Raw genomic sequence first — 22851 nt, 5'->3', positions numbered from 1 at the left:
GATAAGAGGTGATATGATGCATAATACCGTAGTAATTAAAAGCAACAGAGCAGGTATGACTGTCATCCTGGACCCAGATATCCCCTTCCCTCAGCTTCTTTCTGATATTGGGAAAAAATTCGGGGATCATGCAAAATTCTGGGGATCCGTACAAATGACTCTGACCCTGGAGGGTCGGGAACTGACTCCCGAGGAAGAGTTCGCAATCATCAACCAGATCACGGAAAACTCCAATGTGGAGATTATCTGCCTGGTTGATACGGATATAAACCGTACGGAACGCTGCGAAAAAGCACTGAACGAAAAACTCATGGAGCTGTCCTGCCAGACAGGACAGTTCTTTAAAGGCAATCTACAAAACGGAGAGACTTTGGAATCTGAAGCCAGTATTGTTATCATCGGTGATGTTGGCAAGGGGGCAAAGGTTTTGGCAAAGGGCAACGTAATCGTTCTTGAAAGCTTTCCGGAACGGTATGTGCAGGTGTGGCAGGCAACCGGGGAGCGCTCATTACAGCCCTGGAAATGGCTCCGACCCAGCTGCGCATCGCAGATTGCACCTCAGGTCTGGACGGAAGAGGCAAGCGTCTGGGACGGGGTCCGATGAAGGCTTTTATGGAAAATAACAAAGTCTTAATAAAACCAATGAAAAAAAGTGTGGAAATATTCCAAAAACTAAGGTAGAATAGAAAAAGGAAGTTCGATTCGCCTTTGGCCCATCGAACGGATAATTTACTTGCCTTCGCTAAGTAAATTATACCTTAAAATCAGGAGGATATGGTATGAGCGAAATTATCGTAATCACTTCTGGAAAAGGCGGGGTAGGCAAGACAACAACCTCTGCCAATGTTGGTACCGGACTGGCGATTCTGGGTAAAAAAAGTAGTCCTGATCGATACAGATATAGGACTTCGGAACCTGGACGTTGTTATGGGTCTGGAAAACCGCATTGTCTACAATTTAGTAGACGTGGTAGAGGGCAACTGCCGTATGAAGCAGGCCCTGATAAAAGACAAAAGATATCCGAACTTATTTTTACTTCCCTCCGCGCAGACCAGGGACAAGACAGCAGTCACTCCCGAACAGATGGTGAAGCTGGTTGATGATTTAAGGGAAGAGTTTGATTATATCCTGCTGGATTGTCCCGCAGGCATTGAACAAGGCTTTCAAAACGCCATTGCAGGCGCTGACAGAGCCATTGTTGTTACCACCCCGGAGGTTTCCGCCATCCGGGATGCCGACCGGATCATCGGGCTTTTAGATGCCGCTGACATGGGAACCATTGAACTCATCGTAAACCGGATCCGTGCGGATATGGTGAAAAGAGGAGACATGATGTCTCTTGATGATGTCATGGACATCCTTGCCGTTGATATTATCGGCGCCGTGCCGGATGACGAGGATATCGTCATTTCCACAAACCAGGGAGAACCTCTTGTTGGCATGGGAACCCCGGCCGGACAGGCCTATATGGATGTCTGCAGGCGGATTACCGGTGAAAACGTACCGCTTCAAAATCCGGCTGTGCGTGAAGGCCTGTTCTTTAGACTCTCCCATCTCCTAAAGAGAGCATAGGAGGGTGTGATATGAGACTGTTTCCTGTATTCCGCAAGAAGAATTCAGGAGAAATTGCAAGAAATCGTCTGAAACTTTTGCTGGTTGCGGACAAGGCTGATTGTTCTCCTGAGATCATGCAGATGATAAAAGACGATATGGTCCGTGTTGTTTCAAGATACATGGATATAGATTCCGACAGAATAGAGATACAGATGAAGAAGCTGAAGCAACCGGATTGCGAACGTTTTATACCGGTTCTTTATGCAAACATCCCTATTCGCGACGTACCTGACAAGGGGATATACTAATTATGTTTTCTGACTACAATTTTAAATACTATAATTATCGGTTAGTTTTGTACATGCTGTCGCTGTCCGTTATCGGGATTCTTGTGGTGGCCAGCGCCTCCAACCAGGATTCCAGCACAGTGACAAAACAGATTATCGGCGTAATGGTTGGATTTGCCCTGGCTATCGGGCTTTCCATCATAGATATCATAAAATCATCAAGCTTTATGCTTTGGATTATGCGGCTTGCATCCTTTTGCTGGGTGCTGTTCTGGTTATGGGACATACGGCTGGAGGGGCCACCAGATGGATTAACCTTCCTGGCATCGGGCGGATTCAGCCGTCTGAGTTCGTTAAAATCGGATTAATCGTGTTCTTTTCCTGGTATTGGAACAAATACCAGGAAAGGCTGAACACGCCGGTTATGATAGGGCTGGCCGCTTTGCTTGCGGCCATTCCCATCGGCCTTATTTTTGCGGAGCCGAATTTATCCACCAGCCTAGTGGTTTCTATCATTATCCTGTGTATGGTATTTTCCGCAGGAATCAGTTACCGCTGGATCGGGGGCGTCCTTGCCGTAGCAATACCGGCAGGAGCGCTTTTCATATTTTTGCTGACCAAAGGGCTGATCCCTTTTATCCACGATTATCAGGCACGGCGTATCCTCGCATGGATTTACCCTCATGCAGAGCAGTATGCAGAAAATCTGTACCAACAAAAAAAATTCAATTATGGCAATCAGTTCCGGACAGCTTCAAGGGAAAGGACTTTTTAATACAACCATTGCATCGGTGAAAGATGGAAACTTCTTATCAGCCGGGGAAACCGACTTTATTTTCGCCATTATCGGCGAAGAGATGGGATTTCGAGGCAGCGTTATCGTCATTGTTCTTATTGGTTTGGTTGTATTTGAATGCCTTTATTTGGCATCCAAATCCAAGGATATGTCAGGAAGACTGATTTGTACCGGCATGGCGGCCCTGATTGGCTTCCAGGCCTTTGCCAATATCGCCGTAGCAACGCAGATATTTCCTAATACAGGCCTCCCGCTCCCCTTTATCAGTTCGGGAGTCAGTTCGCTCATCAGCATCTTTATGGGTATGGGACTGGTGCTGAATGTTGGACTGCAGCGCAAAATCGGCAATTAAAAATCGGTAATTAATAAGGAGGTATATCGTCATGAATATAGGACTAGTTGCACACGATTCAAAGAAAAAACTTATGCAGAACTTCTGCATTGCCTACAGGGGTATTTTAAGTAAACACATGTTATATGCTACCGGAACCACCGGACGCTTGATTGAAGAGGTCACAAACTTAAATGTTCATAAGTATCTGGCCGGACATCTGGGCGGAGAGCAGCAGCTTGGATCCCAGATTGAGCATAATGAGATTGATCTGGTAATCTTTTTAAGGGATCCGCTTACACCCAAGTCCCATGAACCGGATATCGTAAATATCATGAGTACCTGTGATATGCACAACATTCCTCTTGCGACCAATCTGGCTACTGCAGAGCTTTTAATCAAGTCTCTGGAGCGCGGTGATATGGAATGGCGTGAGATGTACAAATAGCAGAGGTAGATTCCGTGAAGAAAAGAGTTTTTGTAAAATCAGGCTGCATTGCCTTATGTACGTGTTCCTGACAGCTGCGCCGGTTTAAAGGGTCTTGATAATCCTTATGTATATTCAGAAAGGACCGCCCTTTACCAGTCCAGTGCAGTGTCTGGCAGAGCAGAACCCTTTGCTCATGATCTCTGCATCGTTTCAGAGGATACTTCCAGCCAGGACAATGCGGTTACTGCCGAAGCTGCCGCTGTCTTTGACTTAACGGATAAGAAAGTCCTGTTTGCCAAGAATCCTTTTGAGCGTCTGTATCCTGCAAGCATCACGAAAACCATGACAGCTCTTATTGCTTTGAAATACGGAAATTTATCGGATGAGGTCACGGTGACCAAAGATGCTGTCATTACGGAAGCCGGGGCCACTTTATGTGGGATAAAGCCAGGGGACAAGCTGACTATGGAACAGCTTTTATATGGTCTCATGATCCCTTCCGGTAATGATGCCGGAGCTGCTATTGCGACCCATATGGCCGGTGGAAATGACCAGTTCGCTCAAATGATGAATGATGAGGCAGTAAAGATCGGAGCTACAGGCACTCATTTCCTTAATCCACATGGACTGAGTGATGAAGATCACTATACCACAGCTTATGACCTGTATTTGATTTTTCATGAAGCTTTAAAGTATCCCGAATTTCGCAAGATAATCGTACAACCGAGTACACCACTACCTATCAGGATGGAGCTGGAAAGCCGGTAAACGCAACCTGGAAAGGTACCAATTGGTATATGACAGGAGAGCGCCAGATGCCGGAGAGCCTTACCATCCTGGGCGGAAAAACAGGTACCACAAAGGCGGCAGGAAGCTGCCTGATCATGGGAAGCTCGGATTCCTCTAAGCGGGAATATGTCACCGTAGTTTTGAAAGCGCCGAATCATGCAGGCCTCTACGATAATATGACAAATATATTAAATAAAATTGTAGAATAGTCATTGCCTTTCTTATTGATTTGTACTATAATTATATTAATCCGAATAGACTTTTTATACAAATTATATAACGCAAGGAGGAGATTGCTATGGTGCAGATAATAGCAGGAAAAAAAAGGGTAAGGGGAAAACAAAACATCTGTTAGACAGAGCTAATTCCATCGTAAAAGAATCAACAGGTTCTATTGCCTACCTGGACAAAAGTTCCAAGCACATGTACGAATTAAGCAACAAGATCCGCCTCATTAATGTCAATGAGTATCCGATTACATCAAGCGAAGGATTTATAGGTTTTATCTGTGGTATCATATCTCAGGATCATGATTTAGAAATGATGTTCTTTGACAGCTTTTTAAAGCTGGCCTGCCTTGAAGGGGAAGACATATCTGAGACCATTGCAACTTTGGAAAAAATCGGTGAAAAGTATCACGTAACCTTTGTTCTCAGCGTTTCTTTAGATGCGGAGAATATGCCTGAGAATGCCAGGGCTAATGTGGTTGTTTCATTATAATCATACATAAAGATAAGGGGGCTGCACAGCAGTCCCCTTTGTTTTGCTTGAATTTTTTTGGATTTTCCTTTTATAATACTAGAAGGATCGCCCTAGGGGTATACCTCTATGCCCAGAAGACGTGGGCAGGAATAAGGAAAGGAGGCGTCAGGATGGCAAAACAAAAGGCACCGCAGCCATTAAAACGGGCTGCCCGTCCAAAGAAGAATAAAAAAAATCATCCGGTACCGCGGCCTCTGAATATTAATGTTGGCATGATCATCTTTGCGTTGATCTTTGTTTATATGGTGTTCAGTGTATCTGCTTATATTCGCAGAGATAAGGTACAGTTTTATGAAGTACAGGAAGGCAGCATCGTCAATAACAAGAATTACACGGGAATTATCCTCCGGCAGGAAGAAGTGAAGAATGCAGACCGTTCCGGCTATGTCAATTACTACGTAAGGGAAGGAAAGAGGGCTTCTAACGGCACCCGGGTCTATTCCATTGATGAGACAGGGAATCTGACCTCATTTCTGGCTGAAAATTCAGAGGATAAGGTCACACTGACCCCGGAAAATCTTGGCGAACTGAAAAAGCAGCTGACCGCATTCAGTCTTACTTATGACAACGACCAGTTTCATTCTGTCTATGATACCAAATACGCTTTAGAGGCAGAAGTCATGGAATACATGAACTTTAACACACTTAACAACCTTGGAGGCCTGATGGATCAGGCAGGCATTAACTTTGAGCAGGTGAAAGCAGACCATGCAGGCATCGTCTCCTATGGAGTGGATTCCTATGAAGGATTTCAGCCATCGGAGGTCTCGGAAGCCGCATTTGACCGCAGTACCTATACAAAGACCATCACAAAATCAGGGAATCTTATAGAAAAGGGCGCTCCGGTTTATAAGATCATCACTTCTGATTTATGGTCAATTGTGTTTCCAATGACGGAAGAAGATGCGAAGGCTTACGGTGACAAGACAAATCTCACCGTAGAATTTGCCGGGCGGGATTTAAAAGCCTCGGGAAGCTTTTCCGTGCTTAACGGAACAGATGGAAAAGCCTTTGGAAAATTGGATTTTGATAAATACATGGTTCAATTTGCTTCCGACCGGTACGTTGATTTTGAAATCGTTTCAGACCGGGTAGATGGGTTGAAGATTCCTGTAACAGCCGTTACGAAAAAAAGATTTTTATCTGGTGCCCATGGACTACGTCACTCAGGGCGGTGACAGCCAATCCACCGGTTTCAACAAAGAAGTGTACTCCCAATCAGGGACTTCCGTTGTTTTTGTCCCTACCGAGATCTACTATTCCGAAGGGAATAATTACTATATTGATATGGGTATTGAGGATGCTTTAAGGCCGGAGACTATATTGTAAAGCCTAATTCAACAGAGCGCTATCAGATTGGGACAAGTGCTTCCCTTCAGGGTGTTTATAACATAAACAAAGGGTATGCTGTCTTTAAACAGATTGACGTACTGGCTTCCAATGATGAATATTACACAGTAAAGAAGAACATGACCTATGGACTGGCAGTATACGATCATATTGTTCTCAATGCAGAAACTGTCAATGAAGGGGAATTAATTTATAAATAAGAGGTGATTGGTTTGGTTAGGGAAAATCTGAAAGAAGTTAATAACCGGATCTTAGCCGCCTGTAAAAGGGCGGGAAGAAATCCGGAAGAAGTAACTTTAATAGCGGTGAGCAAGACAAAACCGGCTGTCATGATATCAGAGGCATACTCTGCCGGTGTCCGGGATTTTGGCGAAAATAAAGTGCAGGAGCTCTGCGAAAAGCACCTTGCACTTCCGGAAGATATCCGCTGGCACATGATTGGGCATCTGCAGCGAAATAAAGTGAAACAGGTCATTGACAAGGCTGTGCTGATCCACAGTGTAGATTCTGTCCGTCTGGCGGAGCAGATCGAAGAGGATGCAGCCAGGAAAAACCTGATTGTGGACATCCTTTTGGAAGTGAATGTGGCAGAAGAGGAAAGCAAATTTGGATTTAAACTGGGGGAGACGGAAAGCGCTATCCGTAAAATCGCCAGCCTTCCCCATGTAAGGATAAAAGGTCTCATGACTATTGCGCCTTTTGTAGAAAATTCTGAGGAAAATCGTCCAGTTTTTAAAAAAAATTAAGACAATTTTATGTTGACATGCAAAGCAAAAACATTGATAATGTTAGTATGAATATGCTCTCAATGGGTATGACCGGAGACTATGAGATTGCCATAGAAGAAGGTGCTACTCTGGTAAGAGTTGGTACCGGAATTTTCGGTACAAGATATTATGGGATGTAAAAAGAACTACCCATAATCGGATGGACGGGGCAAAGAACGCCCCTTTTATCTCACTTGCTTTGCAAGTTCGGATAAGCTGTATTATATGAACACTTAATGAATGCAGGAAAAGCGAAGCAGAGCCTGCCGCGCATGATCTGGCATAATTTAGTGAGAATATTTGCCTGGTCCTGGGAAGATCTTTTCTGCCTTAAGAACCATGGTGTAAGATTGGAGAGAATGAAGTATGAGCATTTTAGGCAAACTGATGGATAGCATGCGCTTAAATGATACAGAAGATGATGATTACTATTTAGATGACGACTACGAGGATGAAAACGATAAACCTGCCAAAAGAACCCTTTTCTCAAAAAAGAATGAAGAGGATTACTATGATGATGAGGATGATTATGACCAGAAGCCTCGTTTTCTGTCCCGTTCCCCTAAAGTAGTGCCCATGAAGCAGTCGCGTTCCATGGAGGTGTCCATGATAAAACCTACCTCCATTGAAGATGCAAAAGAAATTTGCGATCATATGCTGGCCGGAAAGGCGGTTGTCCTTAACATGGAGGGAATCCATACGGAAGTTGCCCAGAGAATCATTGACTTTACCTCAGGCGCCACTTATTCCATGAATGGTAATTTACAGAAAATATCAAATTACATATTCATAGCGACCCCGGAATCCGTTGAACTCTCCGGTGATTTTCAAGACCTGCTAAATAATGGAAGCCTGGATATGGGCGGAATGAATTTACGCCTTTAACAGATTTTCCCCACAAGACATTATATATTTCTTAAAATGGTACAAGCAGACGATTTTCCACATCACCCGCTTCTTTAAATCGTTGCAGCATTGCAATGCAGAAAGCGGAGAGGAAGATTGTTTGCTTTCTTCCATGATATAGGAATATAAAAAATACAGCACAAGAACGCCCGGTAAAGCGGGCGGGCTTTGTACAAAAAGCATGGACAAGAAGGAGGAAAATACCATGGGATATAGAATCCCGGTACACATGAACGGTACCTTCATTTATGAGATTGTCATGGAAACTGGATTTGACGGGCTAAAGGAAGAGCTGAAAAAGCTGAACCTGGGAGACCGCAAGATCTGTATTGTCACGGATTCCAATGTGGCCCCTCTTTACCTTGAGGAAGTAGAAACAATTGTTTCTGCCTGCTGCAAAAAAAGCAGAGCATTTTATCTTTCCTGCCGGAGAAGAAAATAAAAATCTGGATACCGTCAGGAACTTATATGAAACCCTTATATTAAAACAATTTGACCGCCATGACTGCCTGCTCGCTTTGGGCGGGGGAGTTGTGGGGGATTTATGCGGCTATGGTGCTGCCACCTATCTGCGGGGCATATCTTTTATCCAGGTGCCTACGACCCTGCTGTCCCAGGTCGATTCCAGCATCGGAGGAAAAACCGGCGTTGATTTTGACTCCTACAAAAATATGGTAGGAGCCTTCCATATGCCAAAGCTGGTATATGGAAATATTGCGGCCTTAAAAACTCTTTCAGAAGAACAGTTTTCATCAGGAATGGGAGAGATTATCAAGCATGGGCTGATCAAAGACGCTTCCTATTACCAATGGCTTATGGACATGCCTCTGAAATCGGGAACAGGGATTTAACAGTATTAAGCCAGATGGTTCTTGTAAGCAACAAGATCAAGCGGGATGTGGTAGAAAAGGATCCAACGGAACAGGGAGAACGGGCTCTATTAAATCTGGGACATACCCTGGGCCATGCCATTGAAAAGCTTTCAGACTTCAGGCTGGTGCACGGTCACTGTGTGGGATTAGGATGCATCGCTGCCATGGCAATTTCCGTAAATAGGGGAATGATCCGGGAGGAAGAGCTTCCAAGGCTTTTAAAGGTAATGGAACAGTTTGGCATGCCTGTTACGGTGGGCGGACTTTCTGCGGAAAATATAGTTCTTACTACAAGAAGTGATAAAAAAATGGATTCCGGCACCATCCGGTTTATCCTGTTAGAACAGATTGGTAAAGCCTGCACCTGCAAGACCGTCACCGAAACGGAAATGGCAGAAGGACTCCGCCAAATCTTAGCTTAAGGAGATTTACATGAATCAAAAAAATAAAACTGATCATTGGAATGATCATCGGCTTTTTTCTTTCCATTGGCCTGGATCAATGGACAAAGCTTCTCGCAGTTAAGCATCTCATGAACCGGCCTCCCTTTGCCATCTGGGATGGGGTATTTGAGTTTTATTATTCCGAAAACCGGGGGGCAGCATTTGGAATGCTCCAGGGAAAACAGGCGTTTTTTTCTGCTGGTTGCTTTGGCAGTGCTTACAGCAGCGGCTTTTGCCGTCAGCCGCATGCCTGCCGACAAAAAATACCTGCCGCTGCACCTTATTGCCATGTTTCTTTCAGCAGGAGCAGTGGGCAACATGATCGACCGCTTTGTCAGAGGTTATGTGGTAGATTTCTTGTATTTTAAGCTGATCGATTTCCCGATTTTTAATGTTGCAGATTGCTACGTTACGGTTTCCATGTTCGTTTTCATGCTTATGTTTCTGTTTTATTATAAGGAGGAGGACTTATCCTGTCTTTCCATTCATAAAAAGGAGGACCTGGGTTGAGTCAAGAATTTGTAGTTGCTCCTGAAGAAGCCGGAGTCCGGATCGACCGGTATTTATCCGGCCAATGCCAGGACATTTCCCGTTCTTACCTTCAGAAGCTTTTAAAAGAACAATCCGTACTGGTTGAAGAAAAACCGGTAAAAAGCAATTATAAAGTAAATGCAGGGGACCGGATATCCCTGACCCTTCCTGAAATAAGGGAACCGGAAATCATGCCGGAGAATATCCCTCTTGACATTATCTACGAGGATAAGGATATCATTCTCATTAACAAGCCAAAGGGGATGGTAGTCCATCCCGCCGCAGGCCATTACAGCGGAACCCTGGTCAATGGACTGATGTCCCATTGCCGCAGTGAGTTATCTGGAATCAACGGAGTTATGCGCCCTGGAATCGTCCATCGGATTGATATGGATACCACCGGGGTTCTTATTGTGTGTAAAAATGACATGGCCCACAATTCCATTTCTGAGCAGCTGAAGGAACATTCCATTACCAGAAAATACGCTGCAATCGTACATGGTGTCTTAAAGGAAGACGAGGGAACCATCAATGCTCCCATTGGCCGTCATCCTGTCGACCGGAAGAAAATGAGCATTAATGAGAAAAATGGAAGAGAAGCAGTGACCCATTACCGCGTTCTGGAGCATTTTAAGCAGTTTACCTATATAGAATGCCAGCTTGAAACAGGGCGGACCCATCAGATCCGCGTCCATATGGCAAGCATAAACCATCCTCTTTTAGGAGATTTAGTCTATGGCCCTGCAAAGTGCCCCTTCCGCCTTCAGGGACAGACGCTTCACGCCGGTGTGCTGGGAATCAGCCATCCCAGAACTGGCCAATACATGGAATTTACAGCCCCTCTTCCTGACTATTTTGAAGAATTATTGAGAAAATTAAGGACAACTTAACAGCCTATCCAAAAGATTCCTTCCTAAAATACAGTTAAATCAAAATAAAAATATAGATTTTTCAGAAATTTTAAGGTATAATATACACGAAAGCAACGAGCAGTGCGAAATAAAGCATAAAAAGATTTTCGTTGTGCCCGCACATAAGAAAATCTTTTTATGCCTTATTTCATAGGGCGAATGCCCGTGAGCTGGTAAAACCGCAGGTTTTACCAGCTCCACTGCGGGTCTGGCGTTATAACATGACATATCTTCACCTGCAAAGCAAGTAAAGATAAAAGGGCTGTTTTTAGCCCATTCCATCCAATTATGAAAACAAAAAGATGTTTTCATACTATAATTACAAGATAACTGGAAGGAGCTGCCTATATGAGTGGAAATTTAGTGATTGCAATCGGAAGACAATGCGGAAGTTCTGGAAAAATCATCGGACAGAAATTGGCAGAAGAACTGGGAATTAAGTGCTATGACAAGGAGCTCTTGGCGCTTGCAGCAAAAAACAGCGGGTTATGCGAAGAACTATTCCAGACCCATGATGAAAAGCCAACCAACAGTTTTCTCTACTCTCTTGTGATGGATACATATTCCATGGGATTCACCACCTCTGGTTACATGGATATGCCAATTAATCATAAGATCTTTTTAGCACAGTTTGATACCATCAAACAGCTGGCAGATGAAGAATCCTGTGTAATTGTAGGAAGATGTGCCGATTATGCTCTGGAGGATTATCCCAACCTTGTTTCCGTATTCATTTCTGCCGATGAAGAAGACAAGATTAAATCCTTAAAAGAACTTTATCATGTTGATGATACCAAGGCAAAGGATATTATGGTCAAAACGGATAAAAAGCGTTCCAGCTACTATAATTACTATTCCAATAAAAAGTGGGGAGATGTAAGAAGCTACGACTTATGCATTAACCGAAGCTCCATAGGTATAGACGGAACCGTTAAGCTGATCCACAATTTGTTGACACAAAGATGGAATGGAATAAAGCGAACCGCTGAAAGATGAATTTCCTTTTGGAATCGATATTATTGTAATTGAATCGTATAAAGACGGACATTTCTGTGATACAACAGAGATATCCGTCTTTTCGTTTGGGGATTTGTACTTTCTGTGCAAGAAACAAAAAAATAAAAGACAATATTGTTGACATTGCACATGCAATATGGTATTGTTTGAATATACAAAATAATGTAAATTGGCAAAAGTGAGTGATTTCATGAAGAACAAATGTTTAGAAGCAGGAAACTTATATCAAAAAATAGGCCTGGCAAAAAAATATGCTGTCGCTGGATCTAATGTCCAGGAATGCCGGGGACCGGATTCTGCCTATCTCAGAGTACCAGGATAAGTTCGGGGTATCCAGGGGGACCATTCAGAACGCATTTGCCTGTTTAAAAGAGTGCAATGCTGTGTCACTGGAAAATCATGGACATCAGGGAACCTGCATCAAAGAGATTGATTATAAGAAGCTGCAGGAGAACTGTATGCGCAAAGAAATCCTTGGAATCATGCCCCTTCCCTATTCTGTGACTTATGAGGGTTTTGCCACGGCCATGTATACCCAGTTCGCACCTCTTAACTTTAATATGGCTTACGCCAGAGGCGCAGTGGGGCGTATTGAACTGGTAGAATCAGGAACCTATCAATTTGCGGTCTGTTCCCAGTATGCGGCGGAGCAGTCCATAAGAGAAGGAAAGCAGATTGAGGCAGCAATTAATTTTGGACCCGGCAGTTTCCTTTCCAGGCATGTGCTTCTTTTGGCGGATTCCAGATTTGACAGCATTCAGGATGGCATGAGAGTAGCATATGACAGCAGCTCTATTGACCAGAGCTGCATTACCAGAAATATTATCCACGGCAAAAAGGTTACCCTGGTTCCAATCCGGACCCAGCAGACCGTTAACGCCTTGATGGATGGTATCATAGACGCCGGCGTATGGAACTATGACGATATCCAGGAACATAAGCATGAACAATTGAACGTAGCATTTTTAGACGATTCGGATTACAACAATCTGTTTTCAACAGCTGTAATGGTGATCAGAAAAGAGGATGAGTATCTAAAAGCACTGCTGGAAAAGTATGTGAGCGTACCTAAAGTCGTTGAGATCATCCGGGAGGTAAGGGAGAAAAAAAGAGAGCCTTATTTTTAAAAGGTCATCTTTTTGAAGCAAAGTACAAAATAATGTATATTGTTGAAAGTGAAGGCCACTTCAACAATCCGATGGACGGGTTTGAAAAACAGCCCTTTTATTCTCACCAGCAAAACAAGTGACAATAAGCCATATTGAGACAGGGAGGAAAACCAATGGAATTAAAAGATATTTTAAACCAGCGTCTTGACATACTGGAGGAGAATCATGTGATCTGCAAAAAAAGTTGCAGATTATTCCAGAAAAGCAGTGGAACGGATCCTGGAAGAAAATCCTGATGCAGAGGAGGATAGGGCAGCAATGTTCATCACCCATCTGGCCATGGCCGGACAGAGGGTCTTAGACGGGGTCGTGGAGCACCCTCTGGATAACACGCTCCTTGATGGAATAAAACAAGAACCAATTTACCAAAGAGCAGAAGCGTTAAAAGAAGAGCTGTTAAAGGAAACGGATATCCAGTTCCCGGAAGCAGAGCGGGGTTTTCTGACCGTTCATCTATGCAATCTGCTTTCATAATAAGGTATCAGGCCAATGGCCTTTATAAGAAATGATACAAGGATAAAGAGGAGGATAGAAGCAATGAAGATTGTGGTTGGTGGTCAGATTGACAAGGAAGAAATTGCCGGACTGGTGGCAAAACAGATGAATGGCCGGGCAGAGATCGAGATCAAGGGGGATCTGGATGCTGCATTGGGTGTAAAAAAACGGGAAGTATGATTATTATGTGGGTGCCTGCAATACTGGCGGCGGCGGAGCCTGGCTATGGCTATGGCCATGTTGGGTTCCGGGCTCTGTTCTACGATTTCCATGCCAGGAAATGTAAAGAGCGGGGATTTTATCAGGGAAGAGGTTCAAAAGGGGAAAAAAGCATTCGGATTTACGGCACAGCACAAGGAAGAAGTCCTTCCGGTTCTGCTGCAGGCAATCATGGAAAAAGAGGAGGTTTAATAGGTATGAAATACATTGTTATTGCTTTAATCGGGGCGTTGGCTTCCGTTTTATCCAATCAGGGGATTGCAGTATTTAATGACGGGTTCCGGCCAATTGTAGGGCAGTATTTTAATGGAGAGATCAACCGGAAAGAACTGGCAGCCATGAGCTTTGCCATCAGCTTTGGCCTGGTCATCGGTTTTGGTATACCGACCTCCATTGCAGCAAGCATTATCCTGATCCACTGTCTGCTGCTGACTACGGATATCATCGGATCCTTCTGTAATAACAGCAAAAACGGGATGATCCTTTCCGCTGTCATCGGAGCTGCTTATGGCTTAGCTATTCTGGCTGGTCTTGAGTTTGTTGTGAAACTGTTCAGCTATATGCCATATAACTTTACCAGTGATTTAGGAAGCGTTTCCGGCTATATAACGGTTGCATTTGCCGTGTTCCCGGCAGTGGGCATTGCTTACCAGCATGGTTTTAAAAAAAGGCATGACAGCTGGAACCGTAACCGTACTTGTATATTTTCTTGTTAAAAAAATTTGGTACTTTTACCATTGGCGCAGGCAAGGTTTCTTTAAATGCGGAAGGCATGGCAATGCTTGCAGGCATGATTATGATGATCCTTTATGCTGCCCGGCAAAAAGGAACAGAGCATACCAATGAAGTACTGACCCAGGGCTTTGAGGGCAATATTTTACGCATCCGCAAAAACTGGCTGCTGCTTGCTGTTATGGGTGGTCTGATCGCAGCCGGAACCAGCCTTTCCATTATCGCCGGCGATCCTGCCTCCCTGGCCCTCTTAGCCAGCCAGGAATACAGCAACGCCGCATTAACCGCACTGGCAAGAGCCATTGGTTTCATACCTTTAGTATTTACTACGGCCATTGTTACAGGCGTGTACGGCGCAGCCGGCTGCACCTTTGTGTTTGTGGTCGGATTGTTCCTTCATGGAAACCCGTTCTTTGCCTTTGTGATCGGATTTGCAGTTATGGTAGCGGAGATTTTCCTGATCAACATTTTTGCAAAATACATGGATAAATTTCCTGGAGTCAAGGATATGGGAGAGTATGTGAGAACATCCATGAACAAGGTCCTGGAAATCTCTTTGCTGGCAGGCGGTATTGTTGCGGCAGAAAAAAATGGCGGTTTCCTCTTCCGGATACACCGGCATCGGAGCACTGTTTGTAATCGGGGCCTTTCTATTAAATAAAAAAGCGAAAAAGCCCATTGTGGACCTGGCAGTTGGTCCTGTGGCATGTATCGTTTTCGGAGTGCTTTTGAACCTGTTTCTTATAATCGGACTCATTGCAGTCCCGGCAGCAAAGTAGTCTGGAAATTGATATGGAAAAACTTGAAACATATGCAAAGAAAACATTTCTGGCACTTAAGAATCCCTACTGCACCGTAAATAAGGTAAATCCCCGGGTTATTGATCTGGTCGCTTCATCACATCAGAAACATGGGTTTGCCTGGTATACCGGAATCAAGGATACTCCGGTCATTCCCGAAGAACTAAAAGAACGCCTTAATGAAAGCGGATTTTTACTTCATACCGCCGATAAAATGGCCTTGGGCGGAAGAGCGGTGGATCTACAGCTCATCAATCCCATAACCGGTAAATGGATGACCGGCTCCAGCAGCGGCACAGCCCTTAATGTATTCTATGGAATCAATGATGCAGGAATCGGAACGGACGGAGGCGGCAGTGTCCTGGCACCTGCCGCTGCGCTCAATCTTTATGGATTCATTTCCCCGCTAATAGAGCAGGATCATATGAGTCAGCATTCAAAAACGTCCACTGACGGAATCGTGTTTTCTCCCAGTCTGGGCGCCATTGCCAGAGATTTAAAGACCCTGGAACAGGTTTTAAATCCATTACTGGGAATGAGCCTTACAGAGGAATCCACGAATTGGGATTCCGGCTGGGAATGGAAAGAGGTTCCAAAGAGGCAGCCGGATATCTATGGGCACCGGGAACCACTGATCCAATACTTAAACGGGATCATAAGTCCGGGAACCATTCTGATCTCAAGGGAAGGACCTGTGGATGTGAACGCCATGGGAGACAGCATTTACGGCCATTTTGATATGGAAACAGAACAGAGTCAGGCTCATTCGGGAAAAGGGCTGATGCGGGTGGCCAATATGTGCGGTAAATCCGCACTGACTGTTCCTTCCAGTGAGCTGGGATGCTGTACCGTTCTGATCTGTGAAAGTAAAAAAAGAGGACATTGAAGCCATGTTTCGAAAGGCCAGATTACTGGCCTGCAAAAGATCCCGGCTGATTGAGCGGTACTTTATGAATTTTGATATGTATTTTTAGAAACGGATATACAAGCATATCCGCTTAATTCATTAGGAGACAAAATATGAAAAAAAGGTTATACCTTGATGCACGAACACATTACCATAGACTTATCCGGGGTAAAAAAAAGACCTGGATTGCCGGCTGGACTGCTTTGAGGAAACGAAAAGCGAGCTTCGCTCTCTGTATCAGCTTGGTGTCAGGCGTATTCTGGATGTAACCAACATCGGTATGGGAAGGAATCCGGAATACGTAAGCAATATGGAAAAAGCCACGGGCATCCGGATCCTGCAGGCGACCGGCTTTTATAAAGAGCCGTTTCTTCCGGATTTTGTGTATTCCATGTCTGAAATGGAGCTGGCAAAGCTGGCAGAGAAGGAATTGACGGAAGGAATTGGGGATTCCGGCATCAAAGCAAGAGTCATAGGTGAGTTTGGAACCAGTAAAAACACCATGACAGATATGGAAAAAAAGGTGTTTCACTCCATGGCTCTGGCAGCGGTTCGTACCGGAGCCGTGGTTACCACACATACCACCCTTGGAACCATGGCCCTGGAACAGGCCGTATATTTAATAAATGCCGGGGTAAAGCCGGAGAAGATCATCATCGGTCATTTAGACCTTTCCCAGAACCCGGATTATATTCTTTCTGTTCTTAAGGAAGGCGTCAACATCGGGTTTGATACTGTGGGCAAAAATAATTACTGCCCTGACCGGTTCCGTGCAGAAACGTTAAAACGGATCGCAAAAGAAGGATTCCTGGGGCAGGTGGTATTATCTATGGATATTACCAGAAAATCTCATTTAAAAAAATGGGGAGGCCCGGGTTATGCATATCTGTTTGAAACCTTTCTTCCGCAGCTTTTGGAATATGGTTTATCTGAGGAACAAATCGATATGCTGCTGATTGATAATCCAGACCGGATTTTGAAATAAGGAGGAAGAGAAATGCAGACTTATCCGTTATCCAGCATCTCGGTGGAGGCCGCCGCCAGGCTGCAGTTCAAGGTGATTGATTGTATCACAAAAGCATACAGCGGCCGTGAGATTTTAAACCGGGGAGATCTAGGGGTTGTTCCGGGACTTAATAAGCCCTTAACCACAAAAAAGGCAGAGCAGGTTATTGCGGACCTGTTTGACGGGGAAGCCTGTATTCTGGTAAGAGGAGCCGGAAGCGGAGCAATACGATTCGGACTCCACAGCATGTTAAAGCCGGCCGAAAAAAATCCTGGTACACAAAGCGCCTATTTACAGCACCACTGCCACATCTCTTGAAATGTTAAACATACCGGCTATCGAGGCTGATTACAATGATCCGGACGATATACGCCGGGTGATGAAAGAAAACAATGATATTAAGGGAGCGCTCATCCAATACACAAGGCAAAAGCCGGATGACCGCTACGACATGTCCCAGGTAATAAAGACCATTAAGGAATGCAGAGATATTCCCATATTGACCGATGACAACTATGCCGCCATGAAAGTGAACCGGATTGGTATCCAGTGCGGGGCCGACCTTTCCTGCTTTTCCTCATTTAAGCTGTTGGGCCCGGAAGGCGTAGGCGTTATCGTTGGAAAGGCATGCTATATTGAAAGACTTGTAAAAGAAAGTTATTCCGGAGGCATGCAGGTTCAGGGCCATGAAGCCATGGATGTACTCCGCGGCCTCGTCTATGCGCCTGTGGCCCTGGCCATCCAGGCCAGGTAAATGAAGAATGTGTAAAGCGGCTGAACGCAGGTGAGATTCCTCATGTGAAACAGGCATTTCTGGCCAATGCCCAGTCAAAGGTACTTTTGGTTGAGTTTTATGAGAACATTGCAGAAAAAGTCCTCAGGGAAGCCGAAAAACTGGGAGCAGCACCGAATCCGGTGGGGGCAGAATCAAAATACGAATTGGTTCCCATGTTTTACCGGATATCCGGCACCTTCCGGAATGCGGACCCCACACTGGAAAGCCGCATGATCCGCATTAACCCCATGCGTTCCGGGTCGGATACTATTTTACGCATTATAAAAGAAGCCGTAGAAAGAGTGATGTAAATGTTTTTAGAGCAGACCATAAAACGAAACCCGGGACTGATCAAAGCCTCTTTTGAGCTTCATCAGAGCGGGCAGATTAGGCCGGATTCTTATGTGATAGATGTGGATACGTTTCTGGAAAATGCATCTTTCATGTTAAAGGAAGCAAAAGAAAAAGAAATCCGGCTGTTCTTCATGCTGAAACAGGCAGGAAGAAATCCCTATCTGGCAAGGAAACTGGTGGAACTGGGCTATGAAGGAGCAGTTGTGGTGGATTATAAGGAAGCCAGAGTCATGATGGACCACCAGATCCCCATTGCAAATGCAGGGCATCTGGTACAGATTCCTACTGCCCAGGTAGAAGAGATCGTAGCATACCGCCCTCAGATGATCACAGTTTATTCCGAAGAAAAAATCAGCCAGATCCATCATGCGGCAAAGAAGCTGGGACTTTTACAGGATATCCTTCTCCGTGTTACCAGTGATTCGGATATCATCTACTCGGGACAGACAGCAGGATTCCCCCTTGATGCATTAAAAGATCTGGCGGAACGGGTCAAAACCCAGTATCCCTGTGTAAGGATTGCAGGCGTTACATCTTTCCCCTGTTTTTTATATGAAGAAAATACCCATGACCTGATCCCTACCGGGAATATGGATACCGTAAAACAGGCGGCTATCATTTTAAAGGAGAGCGGATTACCTGTAACCGTTTTAAACACACCTTCTGCTTCCTGCACCTACACCCTAAGCAAAATCAAAGAACTGGGAGGAAACTGTGCCGAGCCGGGCCATGGCCTGACCGGAACCACTCCAATGCATGCAGACCATATGCTTAAGGAAGTCCCGTGTGTAACTTATGTAAGCGAAATATCCCACAATTTCAAGGGGCAGGCCTATTGCTACGGCGGCGGATATTACAGACGCTCCCACGTAAAGTCTGCCCTGGTTGGAACCGCTTTTGATCATTACACAGAAATGGGAGTTATTCCGCCTTCCAATGAAAGCATTGATTATCATTTCGGCCTGACAAAAGAAGGGGCGGTAGGAGATACTGTGGTAATGGCATTCCGTTATCAGATCTTCGTTACCCGGTCGGATGTGGTTTTGGTGGAAGGATTAAAAAAGAAAAAAGCCGCAAATTGTTGGAATATATGACAGCATGGGAAAAAAGAGCGAAAGATAGTTGCTTCATCGGACGTCAGCTGGATATGCAGGCATATCTGCTTGATTCATTAGGAGACAAAATATGAAGAAAAGATTTATTGTCATCGTTTTGGATGGATTCGGCATCGGAGCTATGGAAGATGCCCGTATTGCCAGGCCGGGAGATGAAAAGGCCAATACCTTAAGAAGCATTCTGAAGGATTACCCCGATTTAAAGCTGCCGGCACTGGAGAAGCTGGGCCTTATGAATGCCTATGGGGAGGAAAGCGCCTTCATGAAATTTTCACCTGAAGCCAATTTCGGAAGCTGCGGGCTCATGCATTTTGGGGCAGACACGTTTATGGGCCATCAGGAGATCATGGGAACGCTTCCCAAAAGGCCGGAAGTCCACCCCTTTCAGGAAAAGGCAGACGCAGTAAAAGCCCATCTGGAGGCAAATGGACATCAGGTACAGGTCATAGAACGGCAGGGGCTGCGCTATCTGTTGGTGGACCAATATGTAACCGTAGCAGATAATCTGGAAGCGGATTTAGGGATGTGCTATAACGTAACGGCTCCTTTGGATCTGATCTCCTTTGAAGAGGAATATGCCATTGCCAGAAAGGTAAGGGAAGTAGTGACCGTAGGCCGGGTGATTGTGTTTGGCGGAACCGGAAATACCATGGAAGACCTCTGGAACGCCGAAGAAGTGAAACAAGGCCGCTTCATCGGCATTGCGTCTGCAAAATCCAAGTCCTACGATCATGGCTACCAGTGCAGACACTTAGGCTACGGAGTGGATCAGAACGTACAGGCTCCCACAATTCTCACAAAAGCAGGTTTTGACTGTACCCTGATTGGAAAAGTAGCTGACATTGTATCCAATGACAGGGGACTGAGCATTTCCTGTGTACCCACACAGAAAGTGATGGACCTTACGTTTCGGGAAACAGAGGCCATGAATCAGGGCTTTTTGTGTACCAATGTGCAGGAAACCGACTTGGCCGGGCATTCCCAGTCCTCCATGACTTATAAAAAAATCCTGGAAATCGCAGACCAGGGAATCAGCAGGCTTTTACCAGTGCTGACTTGCCAGGACATTCTGGTGATCATGGCTGACCACGGAAATGATCCTGATATCGGTCACAGTAAACATACCAGGGAACGTGTCCCTCTTCTCGTATATAAAAAGGGAATAACAGGAAGAAGCCTTGGAGGGAGAAAAACCCTGTCTGACATAGGCGCGGCCGTATGTGATTATTTTGGCACAGACGTGCCTCAAAACGGAGAATCCTTCCTGCAGGTTCTGAAAATTAAAAAAAATTGAAATTAAGAAATTTAACCATAAAAGAATCATGAGGGAAACAGCCAAGGCCGCCCCCTCATGATTCTTTCTTTTCCTATGAGATTACTCAACTGTCACAGATTTCGCCAGATTCCTTGGCTGATCCACATCCAGATCCTTTCCCACAGAAGCATAATATGCAATAAGCTGAAGCACAACCGCTATTGGAAATACGGTAAACCGGTCGCCAATCTCCGGAATATTGATCTGAACATCAGCAATTCCAGGCTCAACCTTTGATTTCTCCTTTGTCAATAAAATAACAAATGCATCTCTTGCCTTTACTTCCCGGATGTTGGAGATGGTCTTTGAAAAAATCTTTTCCTGTGTTGCAATGGCAATAACCGGAACCTGATCCGTTATAAGAGCAATTGTCCCATGTTTTAATTCCCCTGCAGCATAGGCTTCCGCATGAATATAGGAGATTTCTTTTAATTTCAAAGCTCCTTCCAATGAAAAAGCGTAATCAAGGCCACGCCCGATAAAAAAAGGCATCCGGCTTATTGATCAGGTGTGTTACCAAAGCTTTTACCTCATCCTTTTTTTCAATCATGGCCTCCATGGCCGGTATGGCATCAAGCAGCTTTTTTATAAAGTCTTCGGCTTCTTCATGGTCATAATTTCCCCGGACAAAGGCCATCCGGCAGCACACCATATAAAGAGCCGCCAGCTGGACAGAATATGCTTTGGTGCTGGCTACCGCAATTTCCGGGCCTGCATGAGTGAAAAGAACGTAATCGCTCTCCCTGGCAATGGTAGAGCCTTTTACATTGACCACGGAGAGGGTAGCAGCGCTGCAGGCTTTTGCCAAGCGTAAGGCCGCCAGGGTATCAATGGTTTCCCCTGACTGGGATATGATGATGACCAGGGTGTTACGATCAATGAGGGGATCCGCATAACGGAATTCAGAAGCAATGGAAACTGTAACAGGGATCCGAAGGAGCGGCTCCATAAGAGCCCTTGCCACCATCCCTGCATGCATGGCAGTACCGCAGGCCACAATATGAACCTGGCTGCACTGTTTCAGCACGGTATCCGGTATGCCGTCATCGCCAAAGTCCGGAAGCCCCTTTACCAGGCGCGGCAATATGGTATTTTTAAGGGCATCCGGCTGTTCGTGGATTTCCTTCAGCATGAAATGGGGGAAGCCGTTCTTCATGGCTGCATCCATGTTCCAGTTTACCTCCATAAGCTCCGGAACTTCTTCCTCCTGTTTAAGATTATAAAGATGCACCTTATAGGAGGTGAGTTTTACAATATGATCCTCCGGAACTACAAAATACTGCCTGGTATATGGAATGAGGGCCGTCAGGTCTGAAGCTACAAAAGAACCGGAACGGGTATAGGCCACTACCAGAGGGCTGACGTTGCGGATTGCATAAATATCACCAGGGTGATCCTCAAACATCACGCAAAAGCTGTAGGAACCCTTTAAATAAGCGGTAAATTTTGAAATAGCTTCCACAGGATCTCCCTGATAAATGCTTTCCAATACCCAGGCAGCCACCTCGCTGTCTGTTTCAGAGCGAAGCTTCCCTTCCAGATGAAAATCCAGGGTAAGCTGATGATAATTTTCTATAATGCCATTGTGAACCAGGGTGATCCGTCCGGCCTGATGGGGATGGGTATTCTGGGTCGTCACACCTCCGTGGGTTGCCCACCTGGTATGTCCAAGACCACAATGGGACACCTCTGTGATTCCTTTGCATTCTTCCTTTAAATTAGATACTTTTCCTGTATGTCTGATCAGACGGGTATGGGAATTCTCCATAAAAAGAGCAATGCCTGCGCTGTCATACCCCCGGTATTCCAGCTGGGACAATCCCTCCAGTAATATTCTTTTAGAGTCCAATGGTCCTGTATATCCAATAATTCCGCACATAATTTTGCAATCTCCTTAAATTTTCATTTTATATCTGCACTTATTCTTAAAAATGGCAAACAAAAAACAAGCTGTCTGGTCCAAATTTTAAAAACGGCAGCTTTTATCACATTCTGTTATCTCTCCGGTTCCAACGCGTTTGTTTTGCAGTTACCCGCATATTTCACGTTAGATACACGCCCGGAGGGGCATGGAAGGCATCCGCCGAAAATTCGATAACCCTTCACCTCGTCAACCCTTGATACCATTTTCCTGGGAAAAATGTTCACGATCGTATCAACAGGTACATGGCGCTTAGCTTTGCTATTGTTATTTATGCCTCCTTCATAAATCTAGTTT

General features: G+C 45.0%; 33 protein-coding genes and 6 pseudogenes. 38 read left to right on the top strand and 1 reads right to left on the bottom strand.

Translation table 11 applies throughout. From position 1 onward, the window contains the following. Window positions 1-13 precede the first annotated feature (13 nt). The 38 genes and pseudogenes from JCM10519_RS25065 to JCM10519_RS01220 all read left to right on the top strand — a co-directional run. A pseudogene (locus tag JCM10519_RS25065) lies at window positions 14-400 on the top strand (septum site-determining protein MinC); the annotation flags it as partial. Window positions 401-483: 83 nt separating this feature from the next. Continuing rightward, a complete protein-coding gene (locus JCM10519_RS25060) occupies window positions 484-681 on the top strand; it encodes a hypothetical protein (RefSeq protein WP_347842753.1) in 198 nt (65 codons plus the stop codon). A 98-nt stretch (window positions 682-779) separates the two neighbouring features. Then, window positions 780-1572: pseudogene (gene minD, locus JCM10519_RS01330) on the top strand (septum site-determining protein MinD). Between the two features lie 11 nt (window positions 1573-1583). After that, on the top strand, window positions 1584-1862 hold the full coding sequence (gene minE / locus JCM10519_RS01325; protein WP_038284322.1) for a cell division topological specificity factor MinE: 279 nt from the start codon (window positions 1584-1586) through the stop codon (window positions 1860-1862). Window positions 1863-1864: 2 nt separating this feature from the next. Continuing rightward, window positions 1865-2209: a hypothetical protein gene (locus JCM10519_RS25055; protein ID WP_347842752.1), complete on the top strand. Its 345-nt coding sequence runs from the start codon at window positions 1865-1867 to the stop codon at window positions 2207-2209. Beyond that, a complete protein-coding gene (locus JCM10519_RS25050; protein WP_347842751.1) occupies window positions 2098-2616 on the top strand; it encodes an FtsW/RodA/SpoVE family cell cycle protein in 519 nt (172 codons plus the stop codon). The genes JCM10519_RS25055 and JCM10519_RS25050 overlap by 112 nt, the downstream gene beginning before the upstream one ends. Further along, window positions 2573-2989 (top strand): FtsW/RodA/SpoVE family cell cycle protein, encoded by a 417-nt coding sequence (locus JCM10519_RS25045; RefSeq protein WP_347842750.1) that lies wholly within the window; start codon window positions 2573-2575, stop codon window positions 2987-2989. The genes JCM10519_RS25050 and JCM10519_RS25045 overlap by 44 nt, the downstream gene beginning before the upstream one ends. Window positions 2990-3020: 31 nt before the next feature. After that, window positions 3021-3416 (top strand): methylglyoxal synthase, encoded by a 396-nt coding sequence (gene mgsA / locus JCM10519_RS01315; RefSeq protein WP_025233147.1) that lies wholly within the window; start codon window positions 3021-3023, stop codon window positions 3414-3416. A 48-nt stretch (window positions 3417-3464) separates the two neighbouring features. After that, a complete protein-coding gene (locus JCM10519_RS01310; RefSeq protein ID WP_347842749.1) occupies window positions 3465-4166 on the top strand; it encodes a hypothetical protein in 702 nt (233 codons plus the stop codon). After that, the gene (locus JCM10519_RS25040) at window positions 4100-4396 is read left to right on the top strand and encodes a hypothetical protein (RefSeq protein ID WP_347842919.1); all 297 of its coding nucleotides are present in this window, start codon (window positions 4100-4102) and stop codon (window positions 4394-4396) included. Before JCM10519_RS01310 ends, JCM10519_RS25040 begins: the two co-directional genes overlap by 67 nt. A gap of 89 nt (window positions 4397-4485) precedes the next feature. Next, window positions 4486-4907, top strand: a pseudogene (locus tag JCM10519_RS01305) (twitching motility protein PilT). Between the two features lie 152 nt (window positions 4908-5059). Beyond that, window positions 5060-6127, top strand: a complete 1068-nt coding sequence (locus JCM10519_RS01300; RefSeq protein ID WP_347842748.1) for an HlyD family efflux transporter periplasmic adaptor subunit — start codon at window positions 5060-5062, stop codon at window positions 6125-6127. Further along, window positions 6102-6278: a hypothetical protein gene (locus tag JCM10519_RS25035; protein ID WP_347842747.1), complete on the top strand. Its 177-nt coding sequence runs from the start codon at window positions 6102-6104 to the stop codon at window positions 6276-6278. Before JCM10519_RS01300 ends, JCM10519_RS25035 begins: the two co-directional genes overlap by 26 nt. Then, window positions 6272-6499 (top strand): HlyD family efflux transporter periplasmic adaptor subunit, encoded by a 228-nt coding sequence (locus JCM10519_RS25030; RefSeq protein WP_347842918.1) that lies wholly within the window; start codon window positions 6272-6274, stop codon window positions 6497-6499. The genes JCM10519_RS25035 and JCM10519_RS25030 overlap by 7 nt, the downstream gene beginning before the upstream one ends. Window positions 6500-6511: 12 nt before the next feature. Beyond that, window positions 6512-7206, top strand: a pseudogene (locus JCM10519_RS01295) (YggS family pyridoxal phosphate-dependent enzyme). A gap of 226 nt (window positions 7207-7432) precedes the next feature. Continuing rightward, entirely contained in the window at window positions 7433-7951 is a 519-nt protein-coding gene (locus JCM10519_RS01290; RefSeq protein ID WP_054737738.1) for a cell division protein SepF, read from the top strand. A 226-nt stretch (window positions 7952-8177) separates the two neighbouring features. Next, complete coding sequence (locus JCM10519_RS25025) at window positions 8178-8414, top strand: hypothetical protein (RefSeq protein WP_347842746.1); 237 nt, start codon at window positions 8178-8180, stop codon at window positions 8412-8414. Continuing rightward, window positions 8353-8823: a 3-dehydroquinate synthase family protein gene (locus tag JCM10519_RS25020; protein ID WP_347842745.1), complete on the top strand. Its 471-nt coding sequence runs from the start codon at window positions 8353-8355 to the stop codon at window positions 8821-8823. Before JCM10519_RS25025 ends, JCM10519_RS25020 begins: the two co-directional genes overlap by 62 nt. After that, the gene (locus tag JCM10519_RS25015; protein WP_347842744.1) at window positions 8781-9266 is read left to right on the top strand and encodes a hypothetical protein; all 486 of its coding nucleotides are present in this window, start codon (window positions 8781-8783) and stop codon (window positions 9264-9266) included. The genes JCM10519_RS25020 and JCM10519_RS25015 overlap by 43 nt, the downstream gene beginning before the upstream one ends. 41 nt (window positions 9267-9307) lie before the next feature. Next, window positions 9308-9424 (top strand): annotated as a pseudogene (locus JCM10519_RS25010) (signal peptidase II); the annotation flags it as partial. After that, window positions 9405-9797: a signal peptidase II gene (locus JCM10519_RS01275; RefSeq protein WP_347842743.1), complete on the top strand. Its 393-nt coding sequence runs from the start codon at window positions 9405-9407 to the stop codon at window positions 9795-9797. The pseudogene JCM10519_RS25010 and the gene JCM10519_RS01275, both read left to right, overlap by 20 nt. After that, window positions 9794-10708, top strand: coding sequence for an RluA family pseudouridine synthase (locus tag JCM10519_RS01270; protein WP_054737736.1), 915 nt, complete (start codon window positions 9794-9796; stop codon window positions 10706-10708). Before JCM10519_RS01275 ends, JCM10519_RS01270 begins: the two co-directional genes overlap by 4 nt. Window positions 10709-11077: 369 nt before the next feature. Further along, window positions 11078-11725, top strand: coding sequence for a cytidylate kinase family protein (locus tag JCM10519_RS01265; protein WP_054737735.1), 648 nt, complete (start codon window positions 11078-11080; stop codon window positions 11723-11725). Between the two features lie 272 nt (window positions 11726-11997). Continuing rightward, entirely contained in the window at window positions 11998-12873 is an 876-nt protein-coding gene (gene yhfZ / locus JCM10519_RS01260; protein WP_347842742.1) for a GntR family transcriptional regulator YhfZ, read from the top strand. A 155-nt stretch (window positions 12874-13028) separates the two neighbouring features. Continuing rightward, a complete protein-coding gene (locus JCM10519_RS25005; protein WP_347842741.1) occupies window positions 13029-13151 on the top strand; it encodes a hypothetical protein in 123 nt (40 codons plus the stop codon). After that, a complete protein-coding gene (locus JCM10519_RS01255) occupies window positions 13123-13389 on the top strand; it encodes a PRD domain-containing protein (RefSeq protein ID WP_347842740.1) in 267 nt (88 codons plus the stop codon). Before JCM10519_RS25005 ends, JCM10519_RS01255 begins: the two co-directional genes overlap by 29 nt. 63 nt (window positions 13390-13452) lie before the next feature. Beyond that, window positions 13453-13590, top strand: a complete 138-nt coding sequence (locus JCM10519_RS25000; RefSeq protein ID WP_347842739.1) for a DUF2620 family protein — start codon at window positions 13453-13455, stop codon at window positions 13588-13590. A gap of 45 nt (window positions 13591-13635) precedes the next feature. Beyond that, window positions 13636-13821: a DUF2620 family protein gene (locus JCM10519_RS24995; protein WP_347842738.1), complete on the top strand. Its 186-nt coding sequence runs from the start codon at window positions 13636-13638 to the stop codon at window positions 13819-13821. Between the two features lie 5 nt (window positions 13822-13826). Continuing rightward, a complete protein-coding gene (locus JCM10519_RS24990; protein ID WP_347842737.1) occupies window positions 13827-14345 on the top strand; it encodes a YhfT family protein in 519 nt (172 codons plus the stop codon). Then, entirely contained in the window at window positions 14339-15022 is a 684-nt protein-coding gene (locus JCM10519_RS24985; RefSeq protein WP_347842736.1) for a YhfT family protein, read from the top strand. Before JCM10519_RS24990 ends, JCM10519_RS24985 begins: the two co-directional genes overlap by 7 nt. Continuing rightward, a complete protein-coding gene (locus JCM10519_RS24980) occupies window positions 14952-15140 on the top strand; it encodes a YhfT family protein (RefSeq protein ID WP_347842735.1) in 189 nt (62 codons plus the stop codon). The genes JCM10519_RS24985 and JCM10519_RS24980 overlap by 71 nt, the downstream gene beginning before the upstream one ends. A 13-nt stretch (window positions 15141-15153) precedes the next feature. Next, on the top strand, window positions 15154-16047 hold the full coding sequence (locus JCM10519_RS01240; RefSeq protein ID WP_054737734.1) for an amidase family protein: 894 nt from the start codon (window positions 15154-15156) through the stop codon (window positions 16045-16047). Window positions 16048-16249: 202 nt separating this feature from the next. Then, the gene (locus JCM10519_RS01235; protein ID WP_347842917.1) at window positions 16250-17053 is read left to right on the top strand and encodes a phosphotriesterase-related protein; all 804 of its coding nucleotides are present in this window, start codon (window positions 16250-16252) and stop codon (window positions 17051-17053) included. A gap of 12 nt (window positions 17054-17065) precedes the next feature. Beyond that, window positions 17066-17392: a hypothetical protein gene (locus tag JCM10519_RS24975; RefSeq protein WP_347842734.1), complete on the top strand. Its 327-nt coding sequence runs from the start codon at window positions 17066-17068 to the stop codon at window positions 17390-17392. Window position 17393: 1 nt separating this feature from the next. After that, window positions 17394-17828 carry an aminotransferase class V-fold PLP-dependent enzyme gene (locus JCM10519_RS24970; protein WP_347842733.1) on the top strand — a complete coding sequence of 145 codons (435 nt, stop codon included), beginning with the start codon at window positions 17394-17396 and terminating at the stop codon, window positions 17826-17828. 44 nt (window positions 17829-17872) lie between these two features. Beyond that, a complete protein-coding gene (locus JCM10519_RS24965) occupies window positions 17873-18160 on the top strand; it encodes a hypothetical protein (protein ID WP_347842732.1) in 288 nt (95 codons plus the stop codon). Further along, on the top strand, window positions 18161-19297 hold the full coding sequence (locus JCM10519_RS01225; protein ID WP_347842731.1) for an alanine racemase: 1137 nt from the start codon (window positions 18161-18163) through the stop codon (window positions 19295-19297). A 91-nt stretch (window positions 19298-19388) separates the two neighbouring features. Continuing rightward, the gene (locus JCM10519_RS01220; RefSeq protein WP_054737733.1) at window positions 19389-20612 is read left to right on the top strand and encodes a phosphopentomutase; all 1224 of its coding nucleotides are present in this window, start codon (window positions 19389-19391) and stop codon (window positions 20610-20612) included. 81 nt (window positions 20613-20693) lie between these two features. Here JCM10519_RS01220 and glmS read toward each other — a convergent pair. Further along, window positions 20694-22512, bottom strand: a pseudogene (gene glmS, locus JCM10519_RS01215) (glutamine--fructose-6-phosphate transaminase (isomerizing)). Between the last annotated feature and the right edge of the window lie 339 nt (window positions 22513-22851).

This window comes from Clostridium sp. NkU-1, from assembly GCA_001312405.1.
The sequence above is the reverse complement of the archived record's forward strand: the minus strand, read 5'-3'. Positions and strand labels throughout refer to the sequence as shown.

Excerpts from the sequence above, each read along its gene's own strand:
- JCM10519_RS01220 (WP_054737733.1), top strand. The coding sequence starts at position 19,389 with ATGAAGAAAAGATTTATTGTCATCGTTTTGGATGGATTCGGCATCGGA.
- yhfZ (WP_347842742.1), top strand. The coding sequence starts at position 11,998 with ATGCTGTCGCTGGATCTAATGTCCAGGAATGCCGGGGACCGGATTCTG.
- mgsA (WP_025233147.1), top strand. The coding sequence starts at position 3,021 with ATGAATATAGGACTAGTTGCACACGATTCAAAGAAAAAACTTATGCAG.
- JCM10519_RS25025 (WP_347842746.1), top strand. The coding sequence starts at position 8,178 with ATGGGATATAGAATCCCGGTACACATGAACGGTACCTTCATTTATGAG.
- JCM10519_RS01240 (WP_054737734.1), top strand. The coding sequence starts at position 15,154 with ATGGAAAAACTTGAAACATATGCAAAGAAAACATTTCTGGCACTTAAG.
- JCM10519_RS24990 (WP_347842737.1), top strand. The coding sequence starts at position 13,827 with ATGAAATACATTGTTATTGCTTTAATCGGGGCGTTGGCTTCCGTTTTA.
- JCM10519_RS01290 (WP_054737738.1), top strand. The coding sequence starts at position 7,433 with ATGAGCATTTTAGGCAAACTGATGGATAGCATGCGCTTAAATGATACA.
- JCM10519_RS25015 (WP_347842744.1), top strand. The coding sequence starts at position 8,781 with ATGGCTTATGGACATGCCTCTGAAATCGGGAACAGGGATTTAACAGTA.
- JCM10519_RS25045 (WP_347842750.1), top strand. The coding sequence starts at position 2,573 with ATGGCAATCAGTTCCGGACAGCTTCAAGGGAAAGGACTTTTTAATACA.
- JCM10519_RS24975 (WP_347842734.1), top strand. The coding sequence starts at position 17,066 with ATGCAGACTTATCCGTTATCCAGCATCTCGGTGGAGGCCGCCGCCAGG.
- JCM10519_RS25035 (WP_347842747.1), top strand. The coding sequence starts at position 6,102 with ATGGACTACGTCACTCAGGGCGGTGACAGCCAATCCACCGGTTTCAAC.
- JCM10519_RS01300 (WP_347842748.1), top strand. The coding sequence starts at position 5,060 with ATGGCAAAACAAAAGGCACCGCAGCCATTAAAACGGGCTGCCCGTCCA.
- JCM10519_RS24970 (WP_347842733.1), top strand. The coding sequence starts at position 17,394 with ATGTTAAACATACCGGCTATCGAGGCTGATTACAATGATCCGGACGAT.
- JCM10519_RS01275 (WP_347842743.1), top strand. The coding sequence starts at position 9,405 with ATGGGGTATTTGAGTTTTATTATTCCGAAAACCGGGGGGCAGCATTTG.
- JCM10519_RS24995 (WP_347842738.1), top strand. The coding sequence starts at position 13,636 with ATGGCTATGGCCATGTTGGGTTCCGGGCTCTGTTCTACGATTTCCATG.
- JCM10519_RS25005 (WP_347842741.1), top strand. The coding sequence starts at position 13,029 with ATGGAATTAAAAGATATTTTAAACCAGCGTCTTGACATACTGGAGGAG.
- JCM10519_RS01265 (WP_054737735.1), top strand. The coding sequence starts at position 11,078 with ATGAGTGGAAATTTAGTGATTGCAATCGGAAGACAATGCGGAAGTTCT.
- JCM10519_RS01225 (WP_347842731.1), top strand. The coding sequence starts at position 18,161 with ATGTTTTTAGAGCAGACCATAAAACGAAACCCGGGACTGATCAAAGCC.
- JCM10519_RS24980 (WP_347842735.1), top strand. The coding sequence starts at position 14,952 with ATGGCGGTTTCCTCTTCCGGATACACCGGCATCGGAGCACTGTTTGTA.
- JCM10519_RS25000 (WP_347842739.1), top strand. The coding sequence starts at position 13,453 with ATGAAGATTGTGGTTGGTGGTCAGATTGACAAGGAAGAAATTGCCGGA.
- JCM10519_RS25055 (WP_347842752.1), top strand. The coding sequence starts at position 1,865 with ATGTTTTCTGACTACAATTTTAAATACTATAATTATCGGTTAGTTTTG.
- minE (WP_038284322.1), top strand. The coding sequence starts at position 1,584 with ATGAGACTGTTTCCTGTATTCCGCAAGAAGAATTCAGGAGAAATTGCA.